Genomic DNA, 23,190 nt, shown 5'->3' on the forward strand with positions numbered 1-23,190 from the left:
AGATATCCGATGCGCGATTGCCTGAAGTTCTACATCGACGGCCGCTGGGTCGAGCCTTCCGGGACCGGTTCGTTCGAACTCCTCGACCCGGCGACCGAGCTGCCGTCGGGGCGTGTCGCCCTGGGCGACGCCGTGGACGTGGACCGTGCCGTCGCCGCCGCGCGCACGGCCTTCGACAGCTACTCGCGCACAAGCCGCGAGGCGCGCATTGCGCTGCTGCAGCGTATCGCCGAGGTGTTCGAGGCGCGCAAGCCGGACATGATCGCGGCGGTGATCCGCGAACTCGGCTGCCCCGCCTGGCTGGCCGAGCAGGCGCAGGTGCCGCTTCCAGCCACCCACATCGCCGTCGCGATCGATGTGCTCAAGGACTATCGGTTCGATACCGAGCGCGGCTCGACCCTGATACGCAGGCAGCCGATCGGCGTCTGCGCACTGATCACGCCGTGGAACTGGCCGGTGTCGCTGGTGATGACCAAGGTGATTCCGGCGCTGGCGGTCGGCTGCACCGTGGTGCTGAAACCGTCCGAGTACGCGCCGTACTCGGCGCAGGTGCTGGCCGAGATCCTCGACGAAGCGGAAGTGCCGGCTGGCGTGTTCAACATGCTCTTCGGCGAAGGCGCCGTGGTCGGCGCCGCGCTCAGCGGTCATCCCGACGTCGATGCGGTGTCGATCACAGGCTCGACGCGCGCCGGCATCGAAGTGGCGCGCAATGCGGCGTCCACGGTCAAGCGCGTGCACCAGGAACTCGGCGGCAAGAGCCCGAACGTCATCCTCGACGGCGCGGACCTGCAGAAGGCGGTCTCGTCCGGCGTGCGCTACATGTTCATCAACGCTGGGCAGACCTGCTCGGTGCCCTCGCGCATGATCGTGCCGCGCTCGCGCCTGGCCGAAGTGGTCGAGATCGCGCGCTCGACCGCGGAAACGCTGCAGGTGGGGCCGCCCGACAGCGGCGCCTTTGTGGGGCCGGTGATCAATGCCTCGCAGTGGAGCAGGGTGCAGGGCCTGATTGAAAAGGGGATCGAGGAGGGCGCGACGCTGGTGGTCGGCGGTCCCGGCAAGCCGGAGGGCCTGGCACAGGGCTACTACGTCAGGCCGACGATCTTCTCGGATGTCGGCAACGACATGACGATCGCGCGCGAGGAGATCTTCGGACCGGTGCTGGCGATCATCCCTTTCGACAACGAGGACGATGCCGTGCGCATCGCCAACGACACGCCCTATGGTCTCGCCGCATACGTGCACGCCGGCACGATCGAGCAGGCGCGCGAGGTCGGCGCCCGGATCCGCGCGGGACAGGTCAACCTCAACGGCGACCTCGACCTGCTCGACCCGTACTCGCCCTTCGGCGGCTGCAAGATGTCGGGAAACGGCCGGGAGTGGGGCGCATTCGGGTTCGAGGCGTTCCTGGAAGAGGTGTCGTATGTGGGCTATACGCCCGGTCCGACTTCTGGATGAACAAACCCGGCGATGAGTCGTGGGCTGCCATCCTGCCTACCCGGCTCGCCGCTGTGGCCCGTAGTCAGACATAAAGGGTGAATGGCGGCGGCTTGGGTGAGGACAGTCGCTCCTACAACGAGCGGTGCGCCGCGAGCGGCGGGGAAGGGATCCGAAGAGAGCCAATGCGGTTCGGCGCTCATCATTTGCTACCCCCCGCCCATTGCTTTGGCGAGGAAGCTATCGTGCGGAAGTTGCTGTCTTCGCGAGTGATCGTGCCTGATAGAGCGGTCCGAGAATTCGTCCCCCGTCAATGCTCTCCGGCATGCTGTCAGAGTTCGGGGCATTGCTTCGGTGGTTCTCGGCTCGGAGAGTAAGTCGGAGCGATCCACCCGTCGCTGTGAGTGGGAGCTATGTCGCAAATGATCAATAGATTCCCCGATCTCGCCTGATACGGTTACGGCCAAGCGGAGTAAAGCGGATCTCTCCTTCTCCAACGATCGTGGTTTGAGATCGAATGATCCATGGAATAAGTACGAAAGTTGCATTTTTTTGTGGATCACATCGCGCCCGCGATCGTGCGCAGTTTCAGTAAATGAAAGGAGATGTTCCGGGTGTCCACTTATGTTTCAGAACGAATTCTGCAACTGTTTGAGGTCGAGGGCGTCAAGACGATGTTCGGAATCCCGGACCCCAGTTTCGTTCGCATGTTCAACCAGGCGGAGGAGAGAGGGTGGCGGGTAGTAGCGCCGCATCACGAGGCTGCAGGTGGGTTCATGGCCGAAGGTTTGTCGCGCATGACCGGAAAAGTAGGTCTGGTCGTTGGCAACCAGGGCCCCGGTGTTGCGAACTTGGTGCCCGCGGCGATCTGTGCTGCGAAGGAAGGGTCGCCGATCATCTTTATTGGTGGACAGCGTAAGCACATCGCCGATCAGCGCGTACGCCGCGGTCGCATCCAGTACACGCAGCAGTACAAGTACATCGAACCGGCGACAAAATACATCGGAATCATCGAGTACCCAGAACAGACCGATGAGATCGTGCACGAGTCGATCCGTCGCGCACTCTCTGGACGGCCGGGTCCGGTATACATCGAAGTCCCGATGAATTCGATGAATGCCGAACTCGACTTGCCGCCGCCCGTATCGCGCGAGGCCTATCGACTGGTAAGACAGGAAGCCAGTGCGTCTGGAGTCGCCGACGCGATAAAGTTGATTTCCGCAGCCGCGTATCCGATCTTGCTGGTCGGCCATGGTGCATTCGCATCGCGCGGCCTGGATCATGTTGGCGCGCTGGCGCGAAAGCTGGCGTGCCCGATCATCGAAACGTTCCCGCAAAGCCCGGCAATCGAAGGATTCGAGGACAGGACGTTCCCGTTCGGTTTTTCCCCAGCCGGAATCGCCGCGGTCGCCCAGTCGGACTTGGTCATTGCGATCGGTACAGAGATCGGCGAACCGGTGCGTTCCGGCGAGGAAGGACACTGGCAGAAGGGCAATACAGACCGCAAGTGGATCTATGTTGAAAAGGATCCGCTGGCCATCGGCGTCAATCGTCCGGTCGACGTGCCGTTGATAGGTGATCTCTGTGACGTGGTGCCCCAGTTGGTCCGGAAATTACCCGAGGCGCCCCGCGAGCCCCGGCCCGAGCTCGCTGACTGGATTCAAGCACACAAGGACTACAAAGCGAATGCGCTCGCATCGGTGCCCAGCGGTTCGTCACCCATTCATCCAGCCCGATTTCTGGTCGAGGCCACGCGAGGCCTGCCTAAGGATTGCGTGCTGGTCCGTGATGGCGGTGCAGTCAATATCTACACTTGGACTTACGCGCAAATACAGCCACGAGATGTTCTATGGAGTCAGAACTTTGGTCATCTAGGCACCGGCTTGCCACATGCAATCGGTGCGCAGCTGGCAGTCGGCCAGAATCGCCGAGTAGTCCTTATCTCGGGTGACTCTGCATTCCTGTTCCATATCTCGGAGTTGGAGACTGCGGTACGCAAGAACCTGCCCATTCTGTGCATTGTTGGTTGTGACTATGCGTGGGGTCTGGAGGTCCGTGTTTATCGCGGGATGTTTGGGCCTGACACAACCGAGACGGAGGCGCATTGGGGCAACCAGTTGCGACTCGACAAAATTGCAGAAGGGTTTGGCGCCCACGGCGAATACGTCGACCGTACCGAAGACATCGCGCCGGCTGTTGCCCGTGCATTGGCGAGTGGAAAGCCTGCAGTGGTCCAAGTGGTGATCGACGGCGTAGCGAATGCACGCGACGTGCCGGGGCATGACGAATACAAGAACTGGTACACGGATTTCTTTTGAAGGAAATCCAGAAGGATCCCGTCATCCGATAGTCAGAATCATTAATAACTCGGGAGGGACGAGTGATTAATCAGAAAAAAATCAAGGCGACGCTGTCGGTTGCCATCTTCGCCGCTTTGCATTCGACGCTTGCGACGGCCCAAACGGTGGAGCGGAACGGTGAAGAGGCAGTTGCCGTGGGGGACAGCGAAGAGCCGGCCGAGCAGGTGGGGATTGCGCCGGCAGCGACTGATAATGCAGACACGGCAAGAACTCTCGATGCGGTAATAGTAACTGCTCAACGCCGACAGCAGAATCTGCTGGATGTGCCGTTCTCGTTGACTGCAATCACCCGTGAGAAGCTCCAGTCAACCGGCATCAAGGGCATCACAGATCTTCGCTACAATACCCCGGGCCTGATCACCAATACCGGTAGCGGTTACACGCAGACGTTCATTCGGGGCATTGGCAACCGGATCCAGATTGGCGCGGATCCATCGGTGACCAGCTTCATCGACGACGTGCCTCGTATGTATGCAAGCCTCGTGGATGACCTCGGTAACGTAGATCGCATCGAAATCCTGAAAGGTGCGCAGGGTGGCCTCTACGGCCGCAATGCCACCGCGGGCGTGATAAACATCATCACCAGGCAGCCTGACCCTTCAGCCTTCGAAGGTGATCTTCGGCTCGGGTATGGCAGCAAGAGCACGGCCAACGTCAGTGGCTACTTCAATATTCCCCTTAACCAGAACGCCGCGCTTGATCTCACGGTTGCCCGCCGGGTGCACAATGACTACATCGACAATCAGGCGCTAAAGAATCCGTACGCAAGCTATGCCGCTTTGAGTGCGGCGGAAGCTGCGGGCTACGGCGACACTGGACAGCATGCTTATCTTCAAGCTAATCCGCAAGTCGCAGTCCAGCTGGATTCGCTCGCCAAGGTCAGCGATCTAAGCAATCAAGACGAGTCCTTCATCGAGGCCAAGCTGCTGTTCATTGGCGATGGCATCCAGGTCCGATTGGCTGCAGATTATACCGACAAGGATGACGCCAATGGAAACGCCTGGAAAACCCTGGACCTTCCGCGCGTATATGGCACTTATCAGGCGCTGATGAATTCGGGTGGATTCGGATCGGCCAGTCTCCCGATGAACTACGTATATCCGAACGGCAACTACGCACCATTCCAAGCGGCAGCGCCGATCGAGTCGTACACCAAGCTGAAGGACTACGGATTTTCCGCCAAAGCGGATATCGAAATATCAGGGTTCCAGCTGACGTCGATCAGCGCGTTTCGCTGGAATGAGTCGGACTTCCGATCCGATGTGACCGGAAGCGCGGTGCCGTCTGCCGGATTTCTGTCAGGATTCCAGCGACAGAACTTCTATCAGGAACTCCGCGCAGTTTCCGACGGGGAAGGTCCGTTTCGCTGGACAGGCGGTATCACCTATTACAATGAAGAGATCGACAACTCGACGGCCACGATGCTGCTTGGCCAGACTTATGCGGCAACTAAGGCATTGACCGGTGGCAATGGCTACTCGGTGTATTTCCAGGGCGAGTACGATGCCACCGATAAAGTAAGTGTCATAGGCTCCGGACGATTCGTCGAGGACACCAAAACGGCGGAATTTCCTGCCGGCTCGGTGGCCATCTATGACCCGGTCAACCAGGTTGTGGTCAACGGTCGGCCCGCACCGGCGGTTTCGGACAGTGACAGCGTTTCCAGGTTCCTGCCGTCGTTGACGGTCAGCTACGCGCTTGACCGTGGCGGCACGATCTACGGACGCTGGGCGCGGGGCATGAAGACGGGTGGGGTTAACCCGATGGTTCATCCAGCGCAGACGTTGAACGTGCTGAACGCGCTTGGGCCAGAAGAAGTGGATACCTATGAGGTCGGTGTGCGTACGACCATGCTTGATCGCAGGATCCAGTTCACTTCCTCCATTTTTTACAACGACTACCGTAACCTCCAAGTACTCAAGAGCGGCTACGCCGGCTTGGCCGCAGTCTATTTCAATGCGGGTGAGACCCGGACCTTTGGCGCCGACGCAACACTAAACTGGCGGGTTACCGATATTTTTTCTCTTGGCTTGGGTGCAGCTTATCTGGATGCGAAGTACACGAATTTCTCCAGCCCGGGCATTCCTGAGTTGAGAGTGGCACCGTTCGATGTCAGTGGGAATCGCATGATTCTATCGCCGGAGTTTCAAGCAAATATCTCGGCGGACGTGAACTATCCGGTGTCAGATGGATGGAATTTCGTTTCCAGCCTGCTGTATGCCTACAACTCCAAGTATTACACTGATGACACAAATGCAGAGATCACGTCGCAGCCTGGTTACTCGATGGTGAATTTTCGCGTAGGCGTAGAGAAGGCTGACGGTCGGTTCGGCGCTTATCTTTCGGTGCGCAATGTATTCGACAAGGATTACATCACTTGGGGGTCGTTGACGCCGAGTGCGTACGTTGTCCAAGAGGGCGCGCCACGGATCATCATGGGTCACGTGGAGTACCGGTTTTGATTCAAGTCCTCAAAAGGAGCAGATCGGCATGAGTGCGTACGTGGTTATCATCCGCGACAAGACCCACGATCCGACCGGAATGGAGAAGTATGCGTCGGTGGCGCGCAATGCGCCGATCGACAAGTTGGAGGTCATCGCCGCGAAAACCGGCAAGATGCAGGTTCTGGAGGGTCCGGCGGCGGAGGCGGTCGTCATCCTGCGGTTCCCCTCCATGGCCGATGCGCTGGAGTGGTATGAGAGCGATGCATACCAGGAGGCCTTGCCGTATCGCAAGGCGGCCGGTGAGTTCAGGGTCTTCCTGTCGGAGGGTGTGGGTTGAGCGGGTTCTGATGCGCAGGGTGCAGGCCCGCGTACCCGCGTGCCTGGCGCTGGCGTGCCGCCATGGGGATGGTTTGGCACCCGATGGTCGGCGAAGCCGGCTGTCCGGTGGATGGCGTATCGAACCACATTGCCCGTTTCCCGCCGGACGGAAGCTCCTTCGGCGCGCGGGAACTGGTTTCATCACGGGGCCTTCGTCGGGCATCCACAAGGGATTGCATGAGCTACTTCGGTGAGTTTCGCAAAAGCTGGCGTTTCCTGAGTGCTGCCGGCTTCGGGCTTGCGGCGGGCTACTCGATCACGCACTACGTTGCGAACCTCATGACGCCCCACTTGATCGAGAACTTCGGCTGGACAAGATCCGCTCTGGCCTTGATCGGCACTACTGCGGTGCTGGCCGTGTTGTGCCAACCGATCGCCGGACGGCTTACCGATGCCTTCGGGGTAAGGAGGATGGCCACCGTGGGCGTGGTTTTCGCGCCCCTGGTGTTCATCGGCATGAGTCTGATGAGTGGTCCCATAGCGCAGTACTTTGCGTTGAGCGTGATCCAGGTCGTGATCATCGGAGGCACCACCAGCGCCACCATCTACAGCAGGCTGGTCGCCCACAACTTCGACCGCGCGCGTGGGGTTGCGCTGGCCATTGCGACCTGTACGCCTGCCGCCCTCGGCGCGATATCGGTTCCATTCATTTCCGTGGTCATCGACAACCACGGTTGGCGGGCGGGTTACATCGCGGTCGCCGCGATGGTCGCCGTGGTTGGCCTGACGGCGTTGGCCTTGATTCCCAAGAACGCCGATGCGCATGTGGTCAAGAGAGCTGCGGAACCCGCGTCCGGGACCAGCTACCGCGAGATCTTTGGTACGCCGGCCTTCCGCCTGATCATCCTGGGCATGCTGCTGACGAACTTGGCCTTCACCTTGCAGACTTCCCAGTTGAAGGTGTTGCTGCTTGACAAGGGCGTGGATTCCGACGCGGGGTCGATGGCCATTTCACTGTTTGCTTCGGGTGTTTTCCTCGGCAGGTTGTTGTGCGGCGCGGCGTTGGACAGGTTTCCAACCTACGTGGTGGCAGCGATCTCGATGGGCCTGCCAAGCGTGGGTTTACTGTTGTTGGCCACCGACATCTCCTCGATACTCGTGATCGCGTCGGCTGTCGTGGTGCTCGGGTTGTGCATCGGTGCCGAGGGAGACGTGCTGGCGTATGTTGTGGTCAAGTACTTCAGGGTCGAGATCTACAGCACGGTACTCGGCCTCGTTCTCGGCTCGATCGCGTTGTCGATCACCCTGGGATCGTTGCTGCTCAGCTACATCTTGAAGACCAGCGGCACGTTCGTGCCGTTCTTGGTCATCTGTTCCGTGTCGACGCTGGTCGGCGCGATCATGTTCTATCAACTGAAACGCGTTCCGGTGTTCCGTTGACGCACGGACCTGCCAGTTCGAGAAGGTGCCTGGCGGGCGGGCCATGGTGGTCAAGCCGGACTCGGGAGGTTCGGGCATGACCGCTCCGTCGACTTTCCTGTTCGTTCCCGGCGATCGCCCGGAGCGCTTCCAGAAGGCGTCGCAGAGCGGTGCCGGCATGGTGGTGTTCGATCTCGAGGACGCCGTTGGCGTGGGCAACAAGTCCGCGGCACGAGATCACGTCGCGGCCGCGCTCGCGCAGGCCGGGATGCGCGCCTGCGTGCGCATCAACGGCAGCGAGTCGGAATGGTTCTCCGATGACTGCAGGCTGCTGGATCTGCCTGGTGTGGCGGCCGTCATGCTGCCCAAGGCGGAGGAAGTCGCGCCCGTGCTTGCACTGCAGGCTGCTGCCGGGCGGAGCCTGCCGGTAATTCCCATCGTCGAAAGTGCGCGTGGCCTGGAAGGCGCGAAGGAACTCGCCCTCGCCGCGGGCGTCCAGCGTCTGGCGTTCGGATCGGTCGACTTCCAGCTGGACCTGGGCATCGAGGGTGGCGACGAAGAGCTGCTCTATGCGCGCTCCAGGCTTGTGCTGGTTTCGAGGCTGGCCGAGCGGGCGGCGCCGATCGACGGGGTGACGCTGGCGGTTGCGGATGCCGAGCGATTGCAGGAAGACACGTTGCGGGCAAGGCGGCTGGGGTTTGGCGCAAAGCTGTGCATCCATCCCGTCCAGGTTGCAACGGTCAAGCGGTGTTTCCTGCCCGATGAGCAACTGGTCAGTTGGGCGAAGGGAGTGCTGGAGGCGGCTGCGGCCACCCCCCACGGCGCGATCGTGTTCGAGGGAAAGCTGATCGACAAGCCCGTCGTCGAGCATGCGCGCACGATCCTGGGCAGGACGGATGAAGGTCCCGCGAGATAGCCGAGGCTTCAACTCTGCCCGGGCAGGCCGCTTCGCGCGGCGGGACCAGCTGCGATGTTTCTCAAGTTGTACGTACAAATAAACCGTTAGTAGATACGCGAGGAGTGGTCCATGACTGACACAGACCAAGCGCTTTCCCCTGTTCCGGCCGAGAAGAGCCACGCTGAACGGCTCGTCTTCTCCATGCGCAAGCTGCCGTTGCTGGACGCGGGTGCAACCATGGAACTCTTGGGGCTCTCCCCTCTGCTCTGGGCGCATTCCAAGGTGTACTCCGCCGGCGGCGAGAATGCGCTGCACAGCCACGACATCGAGGACCATGTGTTCCTGATTCTGCAGGGGCGCGCGACCTTCTGTTTCGGCGACGGAAGCAAGGCCGAAGCCGGGCCGTTCGAAGGTGTGATGGTGCCGCGCGGAACGCTCTATCGCTTCAACGCGCATGAAGAGGAAGGTAACCTGGTGATGTTCCGGGTCGGCGCGGCAGTGGTCGAGGACTCATCCGACCTGGACCCGAAGTTCGCCATCCCGCGGGAAGCGCTCAAGAGCCGCTCCGACGGCACGGGCCGCCATGCGGCCGGGGATTCCAGGAAGAATGGCGTGGCGGCGCAGCCGACGGTATTCAAGGCGGGCGCCTTCTTCGCGCCAGACTGAGGGGACGACGGAATGCTGTCCTTCGCGGTGCGCCGCGTCGATGGGTCCGGGGCTTGATTCATGCATCCAGAAGAGCCCGAGGATCGCTTCGAGATCGACCCGCCGCCTCATCCCCGCCCCGCGCCCCCGAGCCGTTTCAGGCTTCCGCCAGGGGCGGTGGACACGCATGCCCATGTCATCGGCGATTCCTACATCGCGGAGCGCAGCTACACGCCGACTCCCGCATCCGTGGAAGAGTATCTTGGCATGCTCGACGCGGTGGGCATGACCTACGGGGTGCTCGTCCAGCCCAGCGTTCATGGCGTGGACAACACCCTGATGTGCGGCGCGTTGCGTGCCAACCGGGCACGGCTGCGCGGAATCGCAGTGACCAAACACGACGCAAACGACGCGGAACTGGCGGTGCTGAAGGATGCGGGCGTTGTCGGCCTTCGCTTGAACACCACGACCGGCGGCGGCGTCGGCATTTCGCACCTGGACCGGTATGCGGCCATGTGCGAAGAACTGGATTGGCATCTTCAGTTCCTGGTCGAACCGCGGCAGCTGGCCAGCCTGGCGCAGCGGGTCGCCCGCTTGAACGTGCCGGTGGTGATCGATCATATGGGCTACGTCGATGCGGGCCCGGGTATGGAGCAGCCGCAGCAGGCATTGCTGGAGATGGTCTCCCGGGGCGCCTGGGTCAAGCTGTCCGGCGCCTTCAGGGTATCGAGGCTGGGGGCGCCGTATACGGATACGCTGGACATGACCCGGCGACTGGCCGAAGCGGCGCCGGACAGGTGTGTCTGGGGTTCCGACTGGCCGCATGTGAAGTATCGGCGCGAGATGCCCGACCCGGGGGAACTGCTGGACGTCCTGGCGCGGGCGGTGACGGATCCGCAGCGCCTGCAGATGGTGCTGGCCGAAAACGCGCAGCGTCTGTACGGCTTCTCCGGCTAGCGCCCGACCGCTGATCGGCGCTCAAGCACCCGCGAGCATGTCCCGGTGCAATGGGCTGGCAATCGCCAGGAGTGCTTGACGGCGCTGAGAGGGCGAACGGCCCCGCAGGGACGCAATTCCGAACTCGGTGACGACGTGGTCGACTTCCGGCGGAACCAGCGAAGGTTCGGCCGCAGCGTCGAGTCGCGGCACGATCGTCGATTCGCCAAAGCGATTGACCGCGCGCAGGGCGATGATGCTGCTTCCGCGCGTCTGGGCGGCGGCGGCGCGCGCGAAGTCGGCCAACCCTCCTGGCAGCGAGATCCGTCGCCTGCCGGCCCATTCGGCATTGACCGCACCATTCAGGTCGACCTGGAGCGCGGAGTTGATCGCGCACAACGAGCCAAGTCGTCGCAGGATGCCTGCGTCATGGGTCACCGAGCAGGGGTGCAGCGATATGGCCGGGTTCTGGTCGATGAAGCCGTAGAAGTTCAGCGAGCCCAATGCCATCGTCGCGACGCTGGTGCCGGCGAAGACGGCCTTGCGACTGTTGTCGATGACGCCCCGTTCGATCAGGGGCATCGCCCCGTTGCCGATGATGCCGGTATGCACGCCGAGGTGCTTCAGGTGGTCGAGCCTGGCCAGGACCCGGTCCGGGAGGCTGCCCACTCCCAGCTGCAGGACGTCGCCGTCGCTGACCAGCGTGGCAATGTGCTCGGCGATCGCGATTTCGATCGGGTCCGATTCGGTCGCCAGGGCCTCGAATGGAAGATCCGTTGAATCCACGTAGGCATCGATCCGTTCCACGCGGATTCGGCTGTCGCCGCATGTCCGCGGCATGTGCGGGTCGATCTCCGCGATCACCCATCGTGCGGCATTGATCGCCGCGGGCATGTAGTCGACGGAAACGCCGAGGCTGACCCATCCATCGGGATCGGGGGGAGACACGCGAAGCAGCACTGCGCCGACCGGGAACTCGCCCTTGTCGAAGGCACTCGGGATCTGCGACAGCGGCACGCGCAGCGCCTCCACGTGCCCACTGTCCATCGCCGGCCTCAGGGCGCTCCCGGGCAGGAACGCGGTGATCGCGAACTGCTCGCGCACGCCGGGATCGGCGTAAGGCAGATCTCCGCAGGGCATCAATGTATGCAGCCGCCGCCCCCGCAGCGCCGCCGCCGATTCGGCAAGCATGCGTGCCAGCCGCGCAGGGTGCGCCGCACCGGAATGAAGCACGATGCCCTGCCCGGGCGCCAACGCGTCGGACAGCCAGTCGAGCGATTGCAACGACTTCATGGGCGAGGCGCCCTGCGGAGCCGGGTTTGGATCATGTGCGCGCTTGTCCTGAGCGGGGCCAGCACCGGCGTAGCGGCCCGGCGTGGGGAATACGGAAAACACCCGGCAACGCTTGTACTCGGGACCCGAGTATACGATACTCGTCGAAGTTGTACGTACATATTTAATCAGGGGGTATCCAATGTCCGAGCCGCTCCGAATCCGCGCAATCGCCCCCGAGTACGAAGCCGAGCTGCTTTCGTCCATCGATCACTGGATAGAGCGGTCGCTACGTCCGGAGGTCGTGCGCGAGTTCGACCATGCCGACCGCTATCCGTCCCGGATCGTCGAGGAAATGAAGGAGTTGGGCCTGTTCGGCGCGACCGTTGGCACGGAGTATGGCGGCCTCGGCCTGCCCGCCGGCACCTATGCCAAGATCGTGATGCGGATCTCGTCGGTGTGGATGTCGATCACCGGCGTGTTCAACTCGCATCTGATGCTCGCGCTCGCCATCGAGAAGTTCGGTACCCCCGAACAGAAGCTGCACTGGCTGCCGAAGCTGGCTACCGGCGAGATCCGTGGCGGGTTGGCGCTGACCGAGCCTGACGCGGGAACCGACCTGCAGGGTATCCGGATGACGGCTCGGCGCGACGGCGACGATTACGTGATCAACGGGGCCAAGACCTGGATCACCAATGCGGTCGAGGGGTCCTGCTTTGCGCTGCTGGTCAAGACCGATCCGCTGGCGGATCCCCGGCACAAGGGAATCAGCCTGTTCATCGCGCCGAAGGGGCCGGGGTTCACCAGCGGCCGGAAGCTGGAGAAGCTCGGCTACAAGAGCATCGACTCTGGCGAACTGGTCGCGGACGACTACCGGCTCGGCGCCGAACACTTGATCGGTGGAGTCGAGGGCCAAGGCTTCTACCAGGCAACCGGCGGCCTGGAACTGGGCCGCATCAATGTGGCGGCGCGTGGGGTCGGCATCGCCGAGGGCGCGCTCCGCCTGGCGACCCGGTATGCGCAGCAGCGCAGGACCTTCGGCAAGCCGATCACCGAGCACCAGGCGATCGCATTGAAGCTGGGTGAAATGGCGACCCGCGCCCAGGCCGCCAGGCTGCTGACGCTGGACGCGGCCGCGATCTTCGACCGTGGCGAGCGCTGCGACATGGAGGCGGGGATGGCCAAGTACTTCGCGTCGGAAGCGGCCCTGGAAAACAGCACCGAATCAATGCGCATCCACGGGGCTTACGGCTATTCGAAGGAATACGACATAGAGCGGCTCTACCGTGACGCGCCGCTGACCTGCATCGGCGAGGGCACGAACGAGATGCAGCGCCTGATCATCGCCAAACAATGGATCAAGCGGAACCCGATCGCATGATCGACGCATGCGAGAGGCGACAACCGAGACCTTCCCAACTGCCGTTGCAGGGGGTCCGGGTCCTGTCCATGGAGCAGTTTGGTGCCGGCCCCTATGGCTCGATGTTCTTGGCCAACCTCGGCGCCGACGTCGTCAAGATCGAGAACCCCGCCTCAGGCGGCGACCCCGCGCGGCATACCGGGCCGCACTTCCTGGGCGAATCGGACAGCCAGTACTTCCAGGGCTGGAACCTGGGCAAGAAGAGCATCGAGCTCGATCTCAAGACCGGCGAGGGCAGGGCTGCATTCGACGTCCTGATACGCGAGGCCGATGTCTTCCTGAACAATCTCCGTGGCGATCAGGCGGCGAAACTCGGAGTTGAGTACGCCGGCCTCCGCGACTTGAACCCGGCGCTGGTATGCGTCCACATTTCCGCCTATGGGCGTGATACCAGCCGCACCGCGTGGCCCGGCTATGACTATCTGATGCAGGCCGAGTCGGGCCTGATGGGACTTACTGGCGAGCCCGGCACGCCGCCGGCACGCATTGGCGCTCCCTCGATCATCGACCACATGGCCGGAATAACCGCGATGGTGGGGTTGCTGTCGGCACTGTTGCGCGCGCGCGAGACCGGCGAGGGTTGCGACGTGGACACCTGCCTGTTCGACGTCGCCGTCCATCAGCTTGGCTATGCGGCAACGTGGTACCTCAACGAAGGCGATGTCACCCAACGCCAGCCCCGCAGTGGGCACTACTCGGTGGCTCCGGTACAGACCTTCCAGACCACCGATGGCTGGGTCTTCGTCATGTGCATGACCCAGAAGTTCTGGGAAGAACTGTTGGCCGTGCTGGTACGGCCCGACCTTGGCGAGATGCCGGAGTTCAGGACCATGGCAGCCCGCCACGCGAATCGCGAGTACCTGACCCAGGTACTCGATGCCGAATTCGGGCGGCATCCCACCGGCTACTGGCTCGAGCAGCTGGAGGGCCGGCTGCCGATTGCGCCTGTACTCGGTCTGGCCGAAGCCCTTGAAAGCGACTTCATCCGTGAAAGCGGCATGCTCTCGGACGTATCGCATCCGGCCAAGCCGCAGTTGCGCGTACTCGCCAATCCCTTGAAGTTCGACGGCAGGCGCCCGGCGCTCAAGGCCTGCTCGGCGCGGGGCGAGGATGGCGAGACCGTCATGACCGAGAGGAAGCGAGGTAGAAATGAAGCTTGACGGACTGCGCGTGGTGGACCTGTCGGTTTTCTTGCCAGGCCCCTATCTTTCGATGGTCTTGGCGGACCATGGCGCCGAGGTCGTCAAGGTCGAACAACCCCGGGAAGGCGACCCCGGTCGCCACATCGGCGTGTCGGATGGGCCGCACACGGTCTTCTTCCGGAACCTGAATCGCGGGAAGAAAAGCCTCGTCCTGAACCTCAAGAGCACCGAAGGCCGGGCCGCCGTGCTGGAGCTGGCCGGCAAGGCCGACGTCTTCCTCGAGTCGTTCCGTCCGGGCGTCGCCAAACGCCTGGGCGTGGACTACGCATCCTTGCGCGAGTTCAATCCCGGCATTGTGTACTGTTCGCTCACCGGGTTCGGGCAGGACGGGCCTTATCGCGACCGCCCCATCCATGACCTGGGCGTGGAGGCCGTTTCGGGCATGTTGAGCATCAACTTGGGGAGCGACGGGCAGCCCGCCATCCCTGCGCTGCCGCTGGCCGACCTGCTTGCCGGATTGCATGGCCTGGGCGGGGTGCTGATGGCACTGCTGCGCCGGCAGGCCACCGGTCAGGGCGACTACATAGACATCTCCATGCTGGACTGCATGCTCAGTGCGCAGCGCAACGTCGTCGGCCCGACGTTCGCCGAAGGCCGTCAGCCCAATCCGCAGCATGAACGGACCACGGGCGGTTCCGCCTTCTACCGGATTTACCGGACGGGAGACGGATCGCATATCGCCCTCGCCGGGCAGGAACCGAAGTTCGTCCGCTCGCTGCTCGGAGCGCTGAATCGCCCGGACCTGATCGACCTCTGTCTGAGCGGCCCCGGTGCGCACCAGAAGCCGGTCATCGATTTTCTGGACGAGGCTTTCAGGCAGGGCACGCGTGAGGGCTGGGCACAACGGCTGACCCAGCTGGAAGTCTGCTTCGGCGTGGTCAACTCGTTGCCCGAGGCGTTCGAAGACCCGCAGGTGCTGGCCAGGGGAATGCATGTCCACGACCACGATGGCCGGTCGCACATCGCCAACCCCATCCGTTTCTTGAACGAACCGTCCGTGCTCGACCTCGACAGCCCCGCGCTGGACCAACACCGCGACCTTCTGAAGGAACTGTCATGACAAAGACCAGCATCGAGATCGCGCCCGGACGTTTCCGGGAGAGCTTCGGACGCCATTTCGAGGATTTCGAGATCGGCCACGTCTACGAGCACAGGCCCGGTCGGACCGTCACCGAGAACGACAACATCTGGTTCACGTTGCTGACCATGAACACGCATCCTTTGCACTTCGACAACGAGTACGCGTCAAAATCTGAGTTCGGGCAGGCGCTGGTCAACAGCTGCCTGACACTGTCGATCGTGGTCGGCATGAGCGTGAGCGACGTGAGCCAGAAGGCCATCGGCAACCTCGGCTGGACGGACATCAAGCTGGTGAACCCCGTGTTCACTGGCGACACGCTTTACGCCGAGTCCACCGTGATCGGGAAGCGCGAATCCGCCAGCCGGCCGACGCAAGGCATCGTTACCGTCAGGACGGTCGGGATGAAGGCCGGGGGCGTGCCGGTCATCAGCTTCGAACGCTCCGCTCTCATTCCCAAGCGGGGCCATGCGATCGACGATTGACCGGGCGGCGGCATGATGCCGGCCCGCTGGCGGCGCTAGGCGGATCCGATGCAATTCATGCAGAATACCCGACATGAAGCGTCGCGCAATGCGTCCCCTCGCCAAGTCCGACGCAAGGAACAAGACGTTGGGGCGACGCGGCAAGGCGAGCCCAGAAGAAGGACGAGGCGCAGGGGAGCCACTGTATCGACAACTGGTCGATTCCCTGCGCAACGACATCCTGACGGGGGTTTTCCCCGTCGGCTCCCAGTTGCCTACCGAAGAGGCACTGGCCGAGTGTTTCTCGGTCAGCCGTCACACCGTCCGCGAGGCATTGCGGCAACTGCGCCTGAATGGGCTGGTGTCCTCGCGTCGAGGATCAGGCACGACGGTGCTGCAACCGGCGGCGGATACGCCGTTCAACGTGCATCGCGTCAGTTCGATCGACGAGCTGATCGCATACGCGTCTGAAAGCAAGTTCATTGTTGACGACAGCGCCATCATCGACAGTCAAGCAGCGACTGCGATGGGGTTGCCGATGCAGTCGGGAGGCTGGCTGCATCTGCGGGGCTTCCGCACGAGGGATGCCGCGGCGGGTCCGCCGTTGTGCTGGGCCGACGTTTTCGTTGCCGCGGAGTACGCTGGCGTGGCGCGTATTCTGCGCAGGCAGCGCGGTCCAGTGTGGATGCTGATCGAGGAGATGTATGGCGAACGATTGCTCGAGATCGAGCAGTCGCTGGAGGTACGCCCCGTTCCCGAGAGCATCGCGGCAGGATTGGGAGTCGCTGCGGGTGAGAGCGTCGTCGAGATCCGCCGAACCTATAGAACCAACACCGGCCGTATTGCCGAAATCGCAGTGAACCTCTACCCCGCCGAAACATTCCGCTTCAGCATGAAGCTGCGACGCGCTTGACTGCGCCAAGCGCCAGGCCATCGAGCGGGGTGGTTACGCCGCTGCAAGGGTGCTTTCAAGCTCGGGCAGGATCGCGAACAGATCCCCCACTAACCCGATGTCCGCCACCTCGAAGATCGGCGCATCTGGATCCTTATTGATCGCGACGATGGTGCCGGCGTCCTTGATCCCGGTCAGGTGCTGGATGGCGCCGCTGATGCCGACGGCGACATACAGTTCCGGTGCGATGATCTTGCCGGTCTGGCCGACCTGCAGGTCGCTGGGGACATAGCCGGCATCGACCGCGGCGCGGGAGGCACCGATCGCGGCGCCGAGCTTGTCGGCCAGCGACCGGATCAGGCTGAAGTTCTCGGCGCTGGCGAGGGCGCGGCCTCCGGAGACGACGCGGGTTGCGGTTTGCAGGTCGGGCCGGTCGCTGCGGACGGCCGTGCGATCGACGAGGCGAGTATGTGCCGGCAAGGGCACATCGAGCGCGACGGCTTCAATCATGGCATTGCCGCCTGCTTCGGCCGCTTGGAACGACGCGATGCGCACGGTGGCGACCAGTGTTCGGTCCCGTGGCGCTTCGACGGTGATGATGGCATTGCCTGCGTAGACTGGGCGTCGGAATCGCGATAGCGATTCCACGGCCATGATGTCGCTGAGCTGGCCGACGCCGAGCAGGGCAGCGACGCGTGGCAACAGATCCTTGCCGAAAGTGGTCGAGGGAGCGAGCACGTGGCTGTAGTCCTTCGCGAGCGAGGCGACCTGAGGCGCCAGCACGGCGGCGAGCGGTTCGGCGTTGGCGGGGTGGTTCACGGTCAGCACCTGCGAAACGCCCTGCAGCGCGGCCGCCTGCGTCGCGACGGCGGCAGCATCGGCAGCGAACACCGCAATGTCGATCTGCGCACCTTCCATGGCGCTTGCGCAGGTCACGCTCCTGGCTGTGGATGGATTGAGTTGGCCATGGGCGTGCTCGGCGATGATCAGCACCTTGGCCATCACAGCACCCCCTTCTGCCGGAGTACGGAGACCAGTCCGGCCACGTCCTTGACCAGCACACCCTTGGTGCGGGAGGCAGGGGGGGCGAATTTCAGGACCGAGAACTGCGGCGTGGCATCCACGCCGAGGTCATCGAGCGCGAGCGTGTCGAGCGGCTTCTTCTTGGCTTTCATGATGTCGGGAAGTTTGACGAAGCGCGGTTCGTTGAGCCGCAGATCTGTGGTTATGACGGCGGGCAGGTCCACATCGAGGGTTTCCAGCCCGGCATCGACTTCTCGAGTCACGCGCGCAACGCCATCGGCCAGTTCGACCTTTGAGGCGAAGGTCGCCTGCGGGCGATCCCACAGCGCGGCCAGCATCTGCCCGGTCTGATTGTTGTCGTCATCGATACCCTGCTTGCCGAGCAGCACGATCGACGGTGATTCGCGTTCAACCAGTTTTAGCAGGATGCGCGCGGCAGCCAGGGGCTCGACAGCGGCGTCGGCCCGCACCAGGATCGCGCGGTCGGCGCCCATCGCCAGGCCGGTGCGCAGTTGCTGCTGCACGTCGTCGGGACCGATGCCGACCACGACGATTTCGGTGGCGTGGCCCTTGTCCTTGATCCGCAACGCTTCTTCCAACGCGATCTCATCGAAGGGGTTGATGGCCATCTTGACGCCGTCGGTGACCACGCCGCTACCATCGGTTTTGACCTGGATGCGGACATTTGCATCCACCACGCGCTTGAGGCCTACCAGTATCTTGTTCACGGTGTGTCTTCTCGAAGTCGTATCGGCGAAGGGAAAAAGGGGCTGGATGCACTACGACAGTAGCGCATGCAGATCGCGTTCGATGATCCGATGCGCATCGTCGACGATGCGCGCGACCAGTTCGGCGGTGCTCGGGATGTCGTGGATCAGCCCCTGTGACTGCCCGGCCCAGACCAGGCCGGCGTCGAGGTCGCCGGTCTCCAGCAACTCGCGGCCGCGCGCGCCGCGCACCAGCGGGGCGACGTCCTCGAAGGTCGCGTCCGGGCGGTCGAGGATCCTCACCACTTCGTCGGACACACTGTTCTTGCCGACCCGCGCGGTGTTGTGCAGCCTGCGGAAGATCAGGTTGGTGTCGCGTTCGTCGTTGTCGACCAGCATCTGCTTGACCTTGTCGTGAATCGGCGCCTCGCGGGTGGCGCAGAATCGCGTGCCCATGTTGATCCCCTGTGCACCGAGCGCGAGCGCGGCGGCCAGTCCGCGGCCATCGGCGAATCCGCCGGACGCGATGACCGGGATATCGAGCTTGTCCACCGCCGCCGGGATCAGGATCAGTCCGGGCACGTCGTCCTCGCCGGGGTGGCCGGCGCACTCGAAGCCGTCGATGGAGATCACGTCCACGCCCATGCGCTGTGCCGAGAGCGCGTGGCGCACCGAGGTGCACTTGTGGATCACGACGATGCCGTTGGCCTTGAAATGCTCGACGTGCTCCTGTGGTCTCGAGCCGGCGGTCTCGACGACCTTGACGCCGCTGTCGATGATCGCCTGCCGGTACCCGGCGTAGGGCGGCGGGGTCATCGTCGGCAGGATGGTCAGGTTGACCCCGAACGGCCTGTCGGTCATCGACCGGCAGCGCTCGATTTCCCGCGCCAGCGCGTCCGGCGTGGGTTGGGTCAGCGCGGTCAGGATGCCGAGTGCGCCGGCGTTGGACACGGCCGAGGCCAGCTCGGCGCGTCCCACCCACTGCATGCCGCCCTGGACGATGGGGTGTTCGATACCGAGCAGGCGCGTGAACGGTGTGCTGATCGCCATCTCAGAGCGCCTCGACGATGGTGACGTTGGCCAGTCCGCCGCCTTCGCACATCGCCTGCAGGCCGTAGCGCCTGCCGCGCGCGCGCAGCGCATGCACCAACGTGGCCATCAGCTTGGCGCCGGTCGCGCCGAGCGGGTGGCCGAGCGCGATCGCGCCGCCGTTGACGTTGAGCCGCTCCGGATCGGCGTCGAGCGCGTGCTGCCACGACAGCGCGACAGAGGCGAAGGCCTCGTTGACTTCGTACAGGTCGATGTCGTCGAGCTTCAGGCCGCTGCGTTCGAGCGCGCGGCGGGTGGCCGGGATCGGCGTCTCCAGCATGATCACCGGGTCGCCGCCGAGCACGGTCATGTGGTGCACGCGCGCCAGCGGCGTCAGGCCGTGGACCTTCAGCGCATGTTCGCTGACCACCAGCAGACCGGCCGCGCCGTCGCACATCTGGCTGGCATTGGCCGCGGTGATCGCGCCGCCTTCTTCCAGTGGTTTCACCGCGGCGATGGACTCGGGCGAGGCGCCGAAGCGGATGCCTTCGTCGGTCGCGTGCGGACTTCCGTCCCTGCCGGCGACTGCTACGATCTCGCCGTCGAAGACACCGGCCTGCGTCGCCGCAGCGGCGCGCCGGTGGCTGCGCAGCGCGTAGGCATCGAGGTCGTCGCGCGTGAAGCCGTACTTGTCGACCAGCATCCTTGCGCCCGCGAACTGGCTGAACTCGGTGACGCCGTACGCGCGCTGTATGCGCTCGCTCCATGGCCCGCCGAGGCCGGCCTCGACCGCAAGTCGCGTCGGCGCGCCCATCGGTACCCGGCTCATGCTTTCCACGCCGGCGGCGATCACCACGTCCTGGGTGCCAGACAGTACCGCCTGCGCGGCGAAATGCAGCGCCTGCTGCGACGAGCCGCACTGGCGGTCGATGCTGACCGCGGGCACGCTGTCGGGCAGCTTCGAGGCCAGTATCGCGTTGCGGCCGATGTGGAAACTCTGTTCGCCGACCTGGCTGACGCAGCCGAACACGACGTCGTCGATTGCGGCCGGATCGATGCCAGAGCGGTCGACGAGGGCGTCGAGCACCTCGCCCGCCAGGTCGGCGGGATGCCAGCCGGACAGTTTTCCGTTGCGGCGGCCGCCTGCGGTGCGCAGTGCCTGGACGATATAGGCCTCTTGCATGGATCGTTGTTCCTCCTTCGAAACGCGCAGGTGCTCCCACGCCTGATGACGTCATGCGCTGCCGTGGGCGGGTCGCGCATCCGCGTCGTCCGGAACGCAGGCGGTGCCATGGATCGGGCGCGGATGCGTCCTGCGTCGAAGGCAAGCTAGCACCGCGATTTCGCGGCTTTCTTGACAGCTTGCGACATTGGCAGCGCCGCAGGCGGCGGACCGCGGTAGCGATGCGGGCGCCTGCACCGATGCCGCGGTCCGGTCGCCTCCGGTCCACAGGTTGTCGCTGCCGGTCGTGCGTTGCCGGTGCGCCTGTGGCAACGTCGGGCAGATCCCGTCGAGTCGTGCGTGATGGTCCGCAAGGCCGCGTTCCGGGGACACCAGGGCTGCAGATGAGCAATCGGGAACCCGCGCTGCTGTATCGCCGCGACGGCCATGTCGCACGCATCACCTTCAACCGTCCCGCGGTACTGAATGCGATCGACGTGGACGTGGCGCGGCTCTTCCTGGAGGTGTGCACGGATATCTCGCGCGACCCGCAGGTGCGCGCCGTGGTGATGCAGGGCGCCGGACGTTCGTTCGTCGCCGGTGGCGACCTGAAGGTGTTCCAGCGCGATCCGGCCGACGTGCCGGCCACGCTGATCGATCCGATGCACGAGGGCCTGCTGCTGCTGGCGCATTCGCCGGCGCCGGTGCTCGCCAGCCTGCATGGCGTGGTCGCCGGCGCGGGGCTGAGCCTCGCCCTGGCCTGCGACCTGGCCATCGCCGCGGCCGGGACGCGCTTCAACATGGCCTATCTCAACGTCGGCGCCAGTTGCGACGTCGGTGCGTCGTGGACGTTGCCGCGGATCGTCGGCCTGCGCAGGGCCATGGAGATCGCATTGCTCAATCCCATGCTCGATGCGGCCGAGGCACAGCGCATCGGCATGGTGAACTGGGTGGTGCCGGTGGAGGAACTGGCCGCGAAGACGGACGAGATCGTGGCACGGCTCGTCTCCGGGCCGCCGCTCGCCACCGGATGGATGAAACGCCTGCTGCGCGATTCGCATGCGCGCGATCTGCCTGCGCAGCTCGCCGCCGAGCGGCATGCGTTCGATGCCTGCGTGGCCACGGCCGATTTCGGCGAGGCGCTGGTGGCCTTCGCCGAGAAACGGCTGCCGCGCTATGAAGGCCGATGATGCCTGGCGCCGCGGCCGTACCTGCGGCGGCCCGCCCGGCATGCGACCGCCTGCATGGCAGGATGGGCGCGCATTCCCCGAATCAGATGATTCCCGTGAGGACACGATGGACGACGCCAACGCCCTGCTGTTCGATGTCGAGGACGGCATCGCCACGCTGACCCTGAATCGGCCGCACGAAGGCAATGCCTTGACGCCGGCATTGCTGGCCGCGCTGGAGGACGCGTGGATCCGCGTGGAGCGCGACGATGCGATCCGCGTGGCGATCATCACCGGCGCCGGCGAGCGGCATTTCTGCACCGGCGCCTCCGTGGGCACGCTGCGGGTCGGGCAGGGCACGCTGCACAACAAGCCGCACGCGCTGGTCAATCGCTTCTCGCCGCGCATGTGCCACGTCACCAAGCCGGTGGTCTGCGCGGTCAACGGGCTGGTCAACGGCGGCGGCCTGCATTTCGTCGCCGACAGCGACATCGTCGTCGCCAGCGCGCTGGCGGCCTTCATGGATTCGCACGTCAGCGTCGGCCAGGTCTCGGGGCTGGAATCGGTCGGCATCGCCCGCCGGGCCGGCCTCGGCGCCGCGTTGTTGCTGGGACTGGCCGGCCGCGCCTACCGCATGCCGGCCGAACGCGCCTGGCAGCTGGGCATGGTCGACCTGCTCGAACCCGGCCCCGGCGAAGCGCTGGCGCGCGCGCGCGAACTGGCGCGGGCGATAACCGCCAATTCGCCGCAGGCGATGGCGCACACCAAGCGCGCAATCTGGGCCTCGACGGAAATGCCCGACCCCGCCGCGCATGACCACGGCTGGGAGCTGCTGAAGTCGCACTGGTCGCATCCGGATTTCGAGGAAGGCCCGCGCGCCTTCGCCGAGAAGCGGAAGCCGGACTGGGATCCCGATCCCAACGCCCGGCGATGACGGCCACGCCGGCGCGGCCAGGTGATCGGCGGATCGTCCGTTGTGGCAGCGTCCGGTCGCGCCAGGTGCGTTCCCACAAGCATCGACGAACTGGTTCTGTAGAGAAGTGCCGGCAGGCACGATGAAGCATTCATGGGCAAGCCCTAGCTGTGTAAACCCAGCACGTTGTTCAGCGTAATGCGTGAGATGGGTGGCTTGTAGCCGAGGCTGGCGTGAGGCCGATGCCAGTTGTAGTGATGCAGCCAGCCGTGGAAGGCGTTGGCGCGTTGTTCGGAGCTGGTATAGGAGCGCGCATAGGCCCATTCGCGCAGGCTGGTCTGGACCAGTCGCTCGGCCTTGCCATTGGTGCGCGGGGTGTAGGGTCGCGTGCGCAGATGACGCATG

21 protein-coding genes are annotated in these 23,190 nt (G+C 64.0%); 15 read left to right on the forward strand and 6 right to left on the reverse strand.

Annotated elements, in window-relative coordinates:
• The first annotated feature begins 9 nt into the window (after positions 1-9).
• The 8 genes from LDO26_RS16095 (at position 10) to LDO26_RS16130 (ending at position 10,475) form a co-directional block, all read left to right on the forward strand.
• Complete coding sequence (locus tag LDO26_RS16095) at positions 10-1,455, forward strand: aldehyde dehydrogenase family protein (protein ID WP_232132116.1); 1,446 nt, start codon at positions 10-12, stop codon at positions 1,453-1,455.
• Between the two features lie 593 nt (positions 1,456-2,048).
• Positions 2,049-3,752, forward strand: coding sequence for a thiamine pyrophosphate-binding protein (locus tag LDO26_RS16100; RefSeq protein ID WP_232132117.1), 1,704 nt, complete (start codon positions 2,049-2,051; stop codon positions 3,750-3,752).
• A gap of 62 nt (positions 3,753-3,814) precedes the next feature.
• Complete coding sequence (locus LDO26_RS16105) at positions 3,815-6,256, forward strand: TonB-dependent receptor (RefSeq protein WP_232132118.1); 2,442 nt, start codon at positions 3,815-3,817, stop codon at positions 6,254-6,256.
• 28 nt (positions 6,257-6,284) lie between these two features.
• Complete coding sequence (locus LDO26_RS16110) at positions 6,285-6,575, forward strand: DUF1330 domain-containing protein (RefSeq protein ID WP_232132119.1); 291 nt, start codon at positions 6,285-6,287, stop codon at positions 6,573-6,575.
• Positions 6,576-6,793: 218 nt separating this feature from the next.
• Complete coding sequence (locus LDO26_RS16115; RefSeq protein ID WP_232132120.1) at positions 6,794-7,996, forward strand: MFS transporter; 1,203 nt, start codon at positions 6,794-6,796, stop codon at positions 7,994-7,996.
• Between the two features lie 76 nt (positions 7,997-8,072).
• Positions 8,073-8,891, forward strand: coding sequence for an HpcH/HpaI aldolase/citrate lyase family protein (locus tag LDO26_RS16120; protein ID WP_232132121.1), 819 nt, complete (start codon positions 8,073-8,075; stop codon positions 8,889-8,891).
• A 111-nt stretch (positions 8,892-9,002) separates the two neighbouring features.
• Entirely contained in the window at positions 9,003-9,539 is a 537-nt protein-coding gene (locus LDO26_RS16125) for a cupin domain-containing protein (RefSeq protein WP_232132122.1), read from the forward strand.
• A gap of 60 nt (positions 9,540-9,599) precedes the next feature.
• Complete coding sequence (locus LDO26_RS16130) at positions 9,600-10,475, forward strand: amidohydrolase family protein (RefSeq protein WP_232132123.1); 876 nt, start codon at positions 9,600-9,602, stop codon at positions 10,473-10,475.
• Between the two features lie 21 nt (positions 10,476-10,496).
• Here LDO26_RS16130 and LDO26_RS16135 read toward each other — a convergent pair whose 3' ends face one another.
• Positions 10,497-11,747: an acetyl-CoA hydrolase/transferase family protein gene (locus tag LDO26_RS16135; RefSeq protein WP_232132124.1), complete on the reverse strand. Its 1,251-nt coding sequence runs from the start codon at positions 11,745-11,747 to the stop codon at positions 10,497-10,499.
• Positions 11,748-11,928: 181 nt separating this feature from the next.
• On the opposite strand from LDO26_RS16135, the gene LDO26_RS16140 reads away from it, so the two are divergent.
• The 5 genes from LDO26_RS16140 to LDO26_RS16160 all read left to right on the forward strand — a co-directional run bounded on the left by LDO26_RS16140 (position 11,929) and on the right by LDO26_RS16160 (position 16,803).
• On the forward strand, positions 11,929-13,107 hold the full coding sequence (locus LDO26_RS16140; protein WP_232132125.1) for an acyl-CoA dehydrogenase family protein: 1,179 nt from the start codon (positions 11,929-11,931) through the stop codon (positions 13,105-13,107).
• A complete protein-coding gene (locus LDO26_RS16145) occupies positions 13,104-14,306 on the forward strand; it encodes a CaiB/BaiF CoA transferase family protein (protein WP_255682284.1) in 1,203 nt (400 codons plus the stop codon). The genes LDO26_RS16140 and LDO26_RS16145 overlap by 4 nt, the downstream gene beginning before the upstream one ends.
• The gene (locus tag LDO26_RS16150; RefSeq protein WP_232132127.1) at positions 14,296-15,408 is read left to right on the forward strand and encodes a CaiB/BaiF CoA transferase family protein; all 1,113 of its coding nucleotides are present in this window, start codon (positions 14,296-14,298) and stop codon (positions 15,406-15,408) included. Before LDO26_RS16145 ends, LDO26_RS16150 begins: the two co-directional genes overlap by 11 nt.
• A complete protein-coding gene (locus LDO26_RS16155) occupies positions 15,405-15,911 on the forward strand; it encodes a MaoC family dehydratase (protein WP_232132128.1) in 507 nt (168 codons plus the stop codon). Before LDO26_RS16150 ends, LDO26_RS16155 begins: the two co-directional genes overlap by 4 nt.
• A 73-nt stretch (positions 15,912-15,984) precedes the next feature.
• Positions 15,985-16,803 carry a GntR family transcriptional regulator gene (locus tag LDO26_RS16160; protein WP_232132129.1) on the forward strand — a complete coding sequence of 273 codons (819 nt, stop codon included), beginning with the start codon at positions 15,985-15,987 and terminating at the stop codon, positions 16,801-16,803.
• 33 nt (positions 16,804-16,836) lie between these two features.
• Here the strand turns inward: LDO26_RS16160 and LDO26_RS16165 are convergent, their stop codons facing one another.
• Genes LDO26_RS16165 through LDO26_RS16180 form a run of 4 tightly spaced genes read right to left on the reverse strand, consistent with a single transcriptional unit; the run spans position 16,837 to position 20,724 of the window.
• Positions 16,837-17,784 carry an electron transfer flavoprotein subunit alpha/FixB family protein gene (locus tag LDO26_RS16165; protein ID WP_232132130.1) on the reverse strand — a complete coding sequence of 316 codons (948 nt, stop codon included), beginning with the start codon at positions 17,782-17,784 and terminating at the stop codon, positions 16,837-16,839.
• Positions 17,784-18,533 (reverse strand): electron transfer flavoprotein subunit beta/FixA family protein, encoded by a 750-nt coding sequence (locus tag LDO26_RS16170; protein WP_232132131.1) that lies wholly within the window; start codon positions 18,531-18,533, stop codon positions 17,784-17,786. Before LDO26_RS16170 ends, LDO26_RS16165 begins: the two co-directional genes overlap by 1 nt.
• 51 nt (positions 18,534-18,584) lie before the next feature.
• Positions 18,585-19,562, reverse strand: a complete 978-nt coding sequence (locus LDO26_RS16175; RefSeq protein WP_232132132.1) for an NAD(P)H-dependent flavin oxidoreductase — start codon at positions 19,560-19,562, stop codon at positions 18,585-18,587.
• Between the two features lies 1 nt (position 19,563).
• Complete coding sequence (locus tag LDO26_RS16180; protein ID WP_232132133.1) at positions 19,564-20,724, reverse strand: acetyl-CoA C-acetyltransferase; 1,161 nt, start codon at positions 20,722-20,724, stop codon at positions 19,564-19,566.
• A 383-nt stretch (positions 20,725-21,107) separates the two neighbouring features.
• Between LDO26_RS16180 and LDO26_RS16185 the strand changes: the two genes are divergently transcribed.
• Together LDO26_RS16185 and LDO26_RS16190 are read left to right on the forward strand one after the other, a co-directional pair.
• On the forward strand, positions 21,108-21,893 hold the full coding sequence (locus LDO26_RS16185) for an enoyl-CoA hydratase/isomerase family protein (protein WP_232132134.1): 786 nt from the start codon (positions 21,108-21,110) through the stop codon (positions 21,891-21,893).
• A gap of 106 nt (positions 21,894-21,999) precedes the next feature.
• Positions 22,000-22,806: an enoyl-CoA hydratase/isomerase family protein gene (locus tag LDO26_RS16190; RefSeq protein ID WP_232132135.1), complete on the forward strand. Its 807-nt coding sequence runs from the start codon at positions 22,000-22,002 to the stop codon at positions 22,804-22,806.
• Positions 22,807-22,949: 143 nt separating this feature from the next.
• On the opposite strand, the gene LDO26_RS16195 is transcribed toward LDO26_RS16190, so the two are convergent.
• On the reverse strand, positions 22,950-23,190 hold a 241-nt coding region (locus tag LDO26_RS16195), incomplete at its 5' end, for an integrase core domain-containing protein (protein ID WP_232130640.1).

It is taken from the genome of Proluteimonas luteida (genome assembly GCF_021191695.1).
GTDB lineage: Bacteria > Pseudomonadota > Gammaproteobacteria > Xanthomonadales > Xanthomonadaceae > Luteimonas > Luteimonas luteida.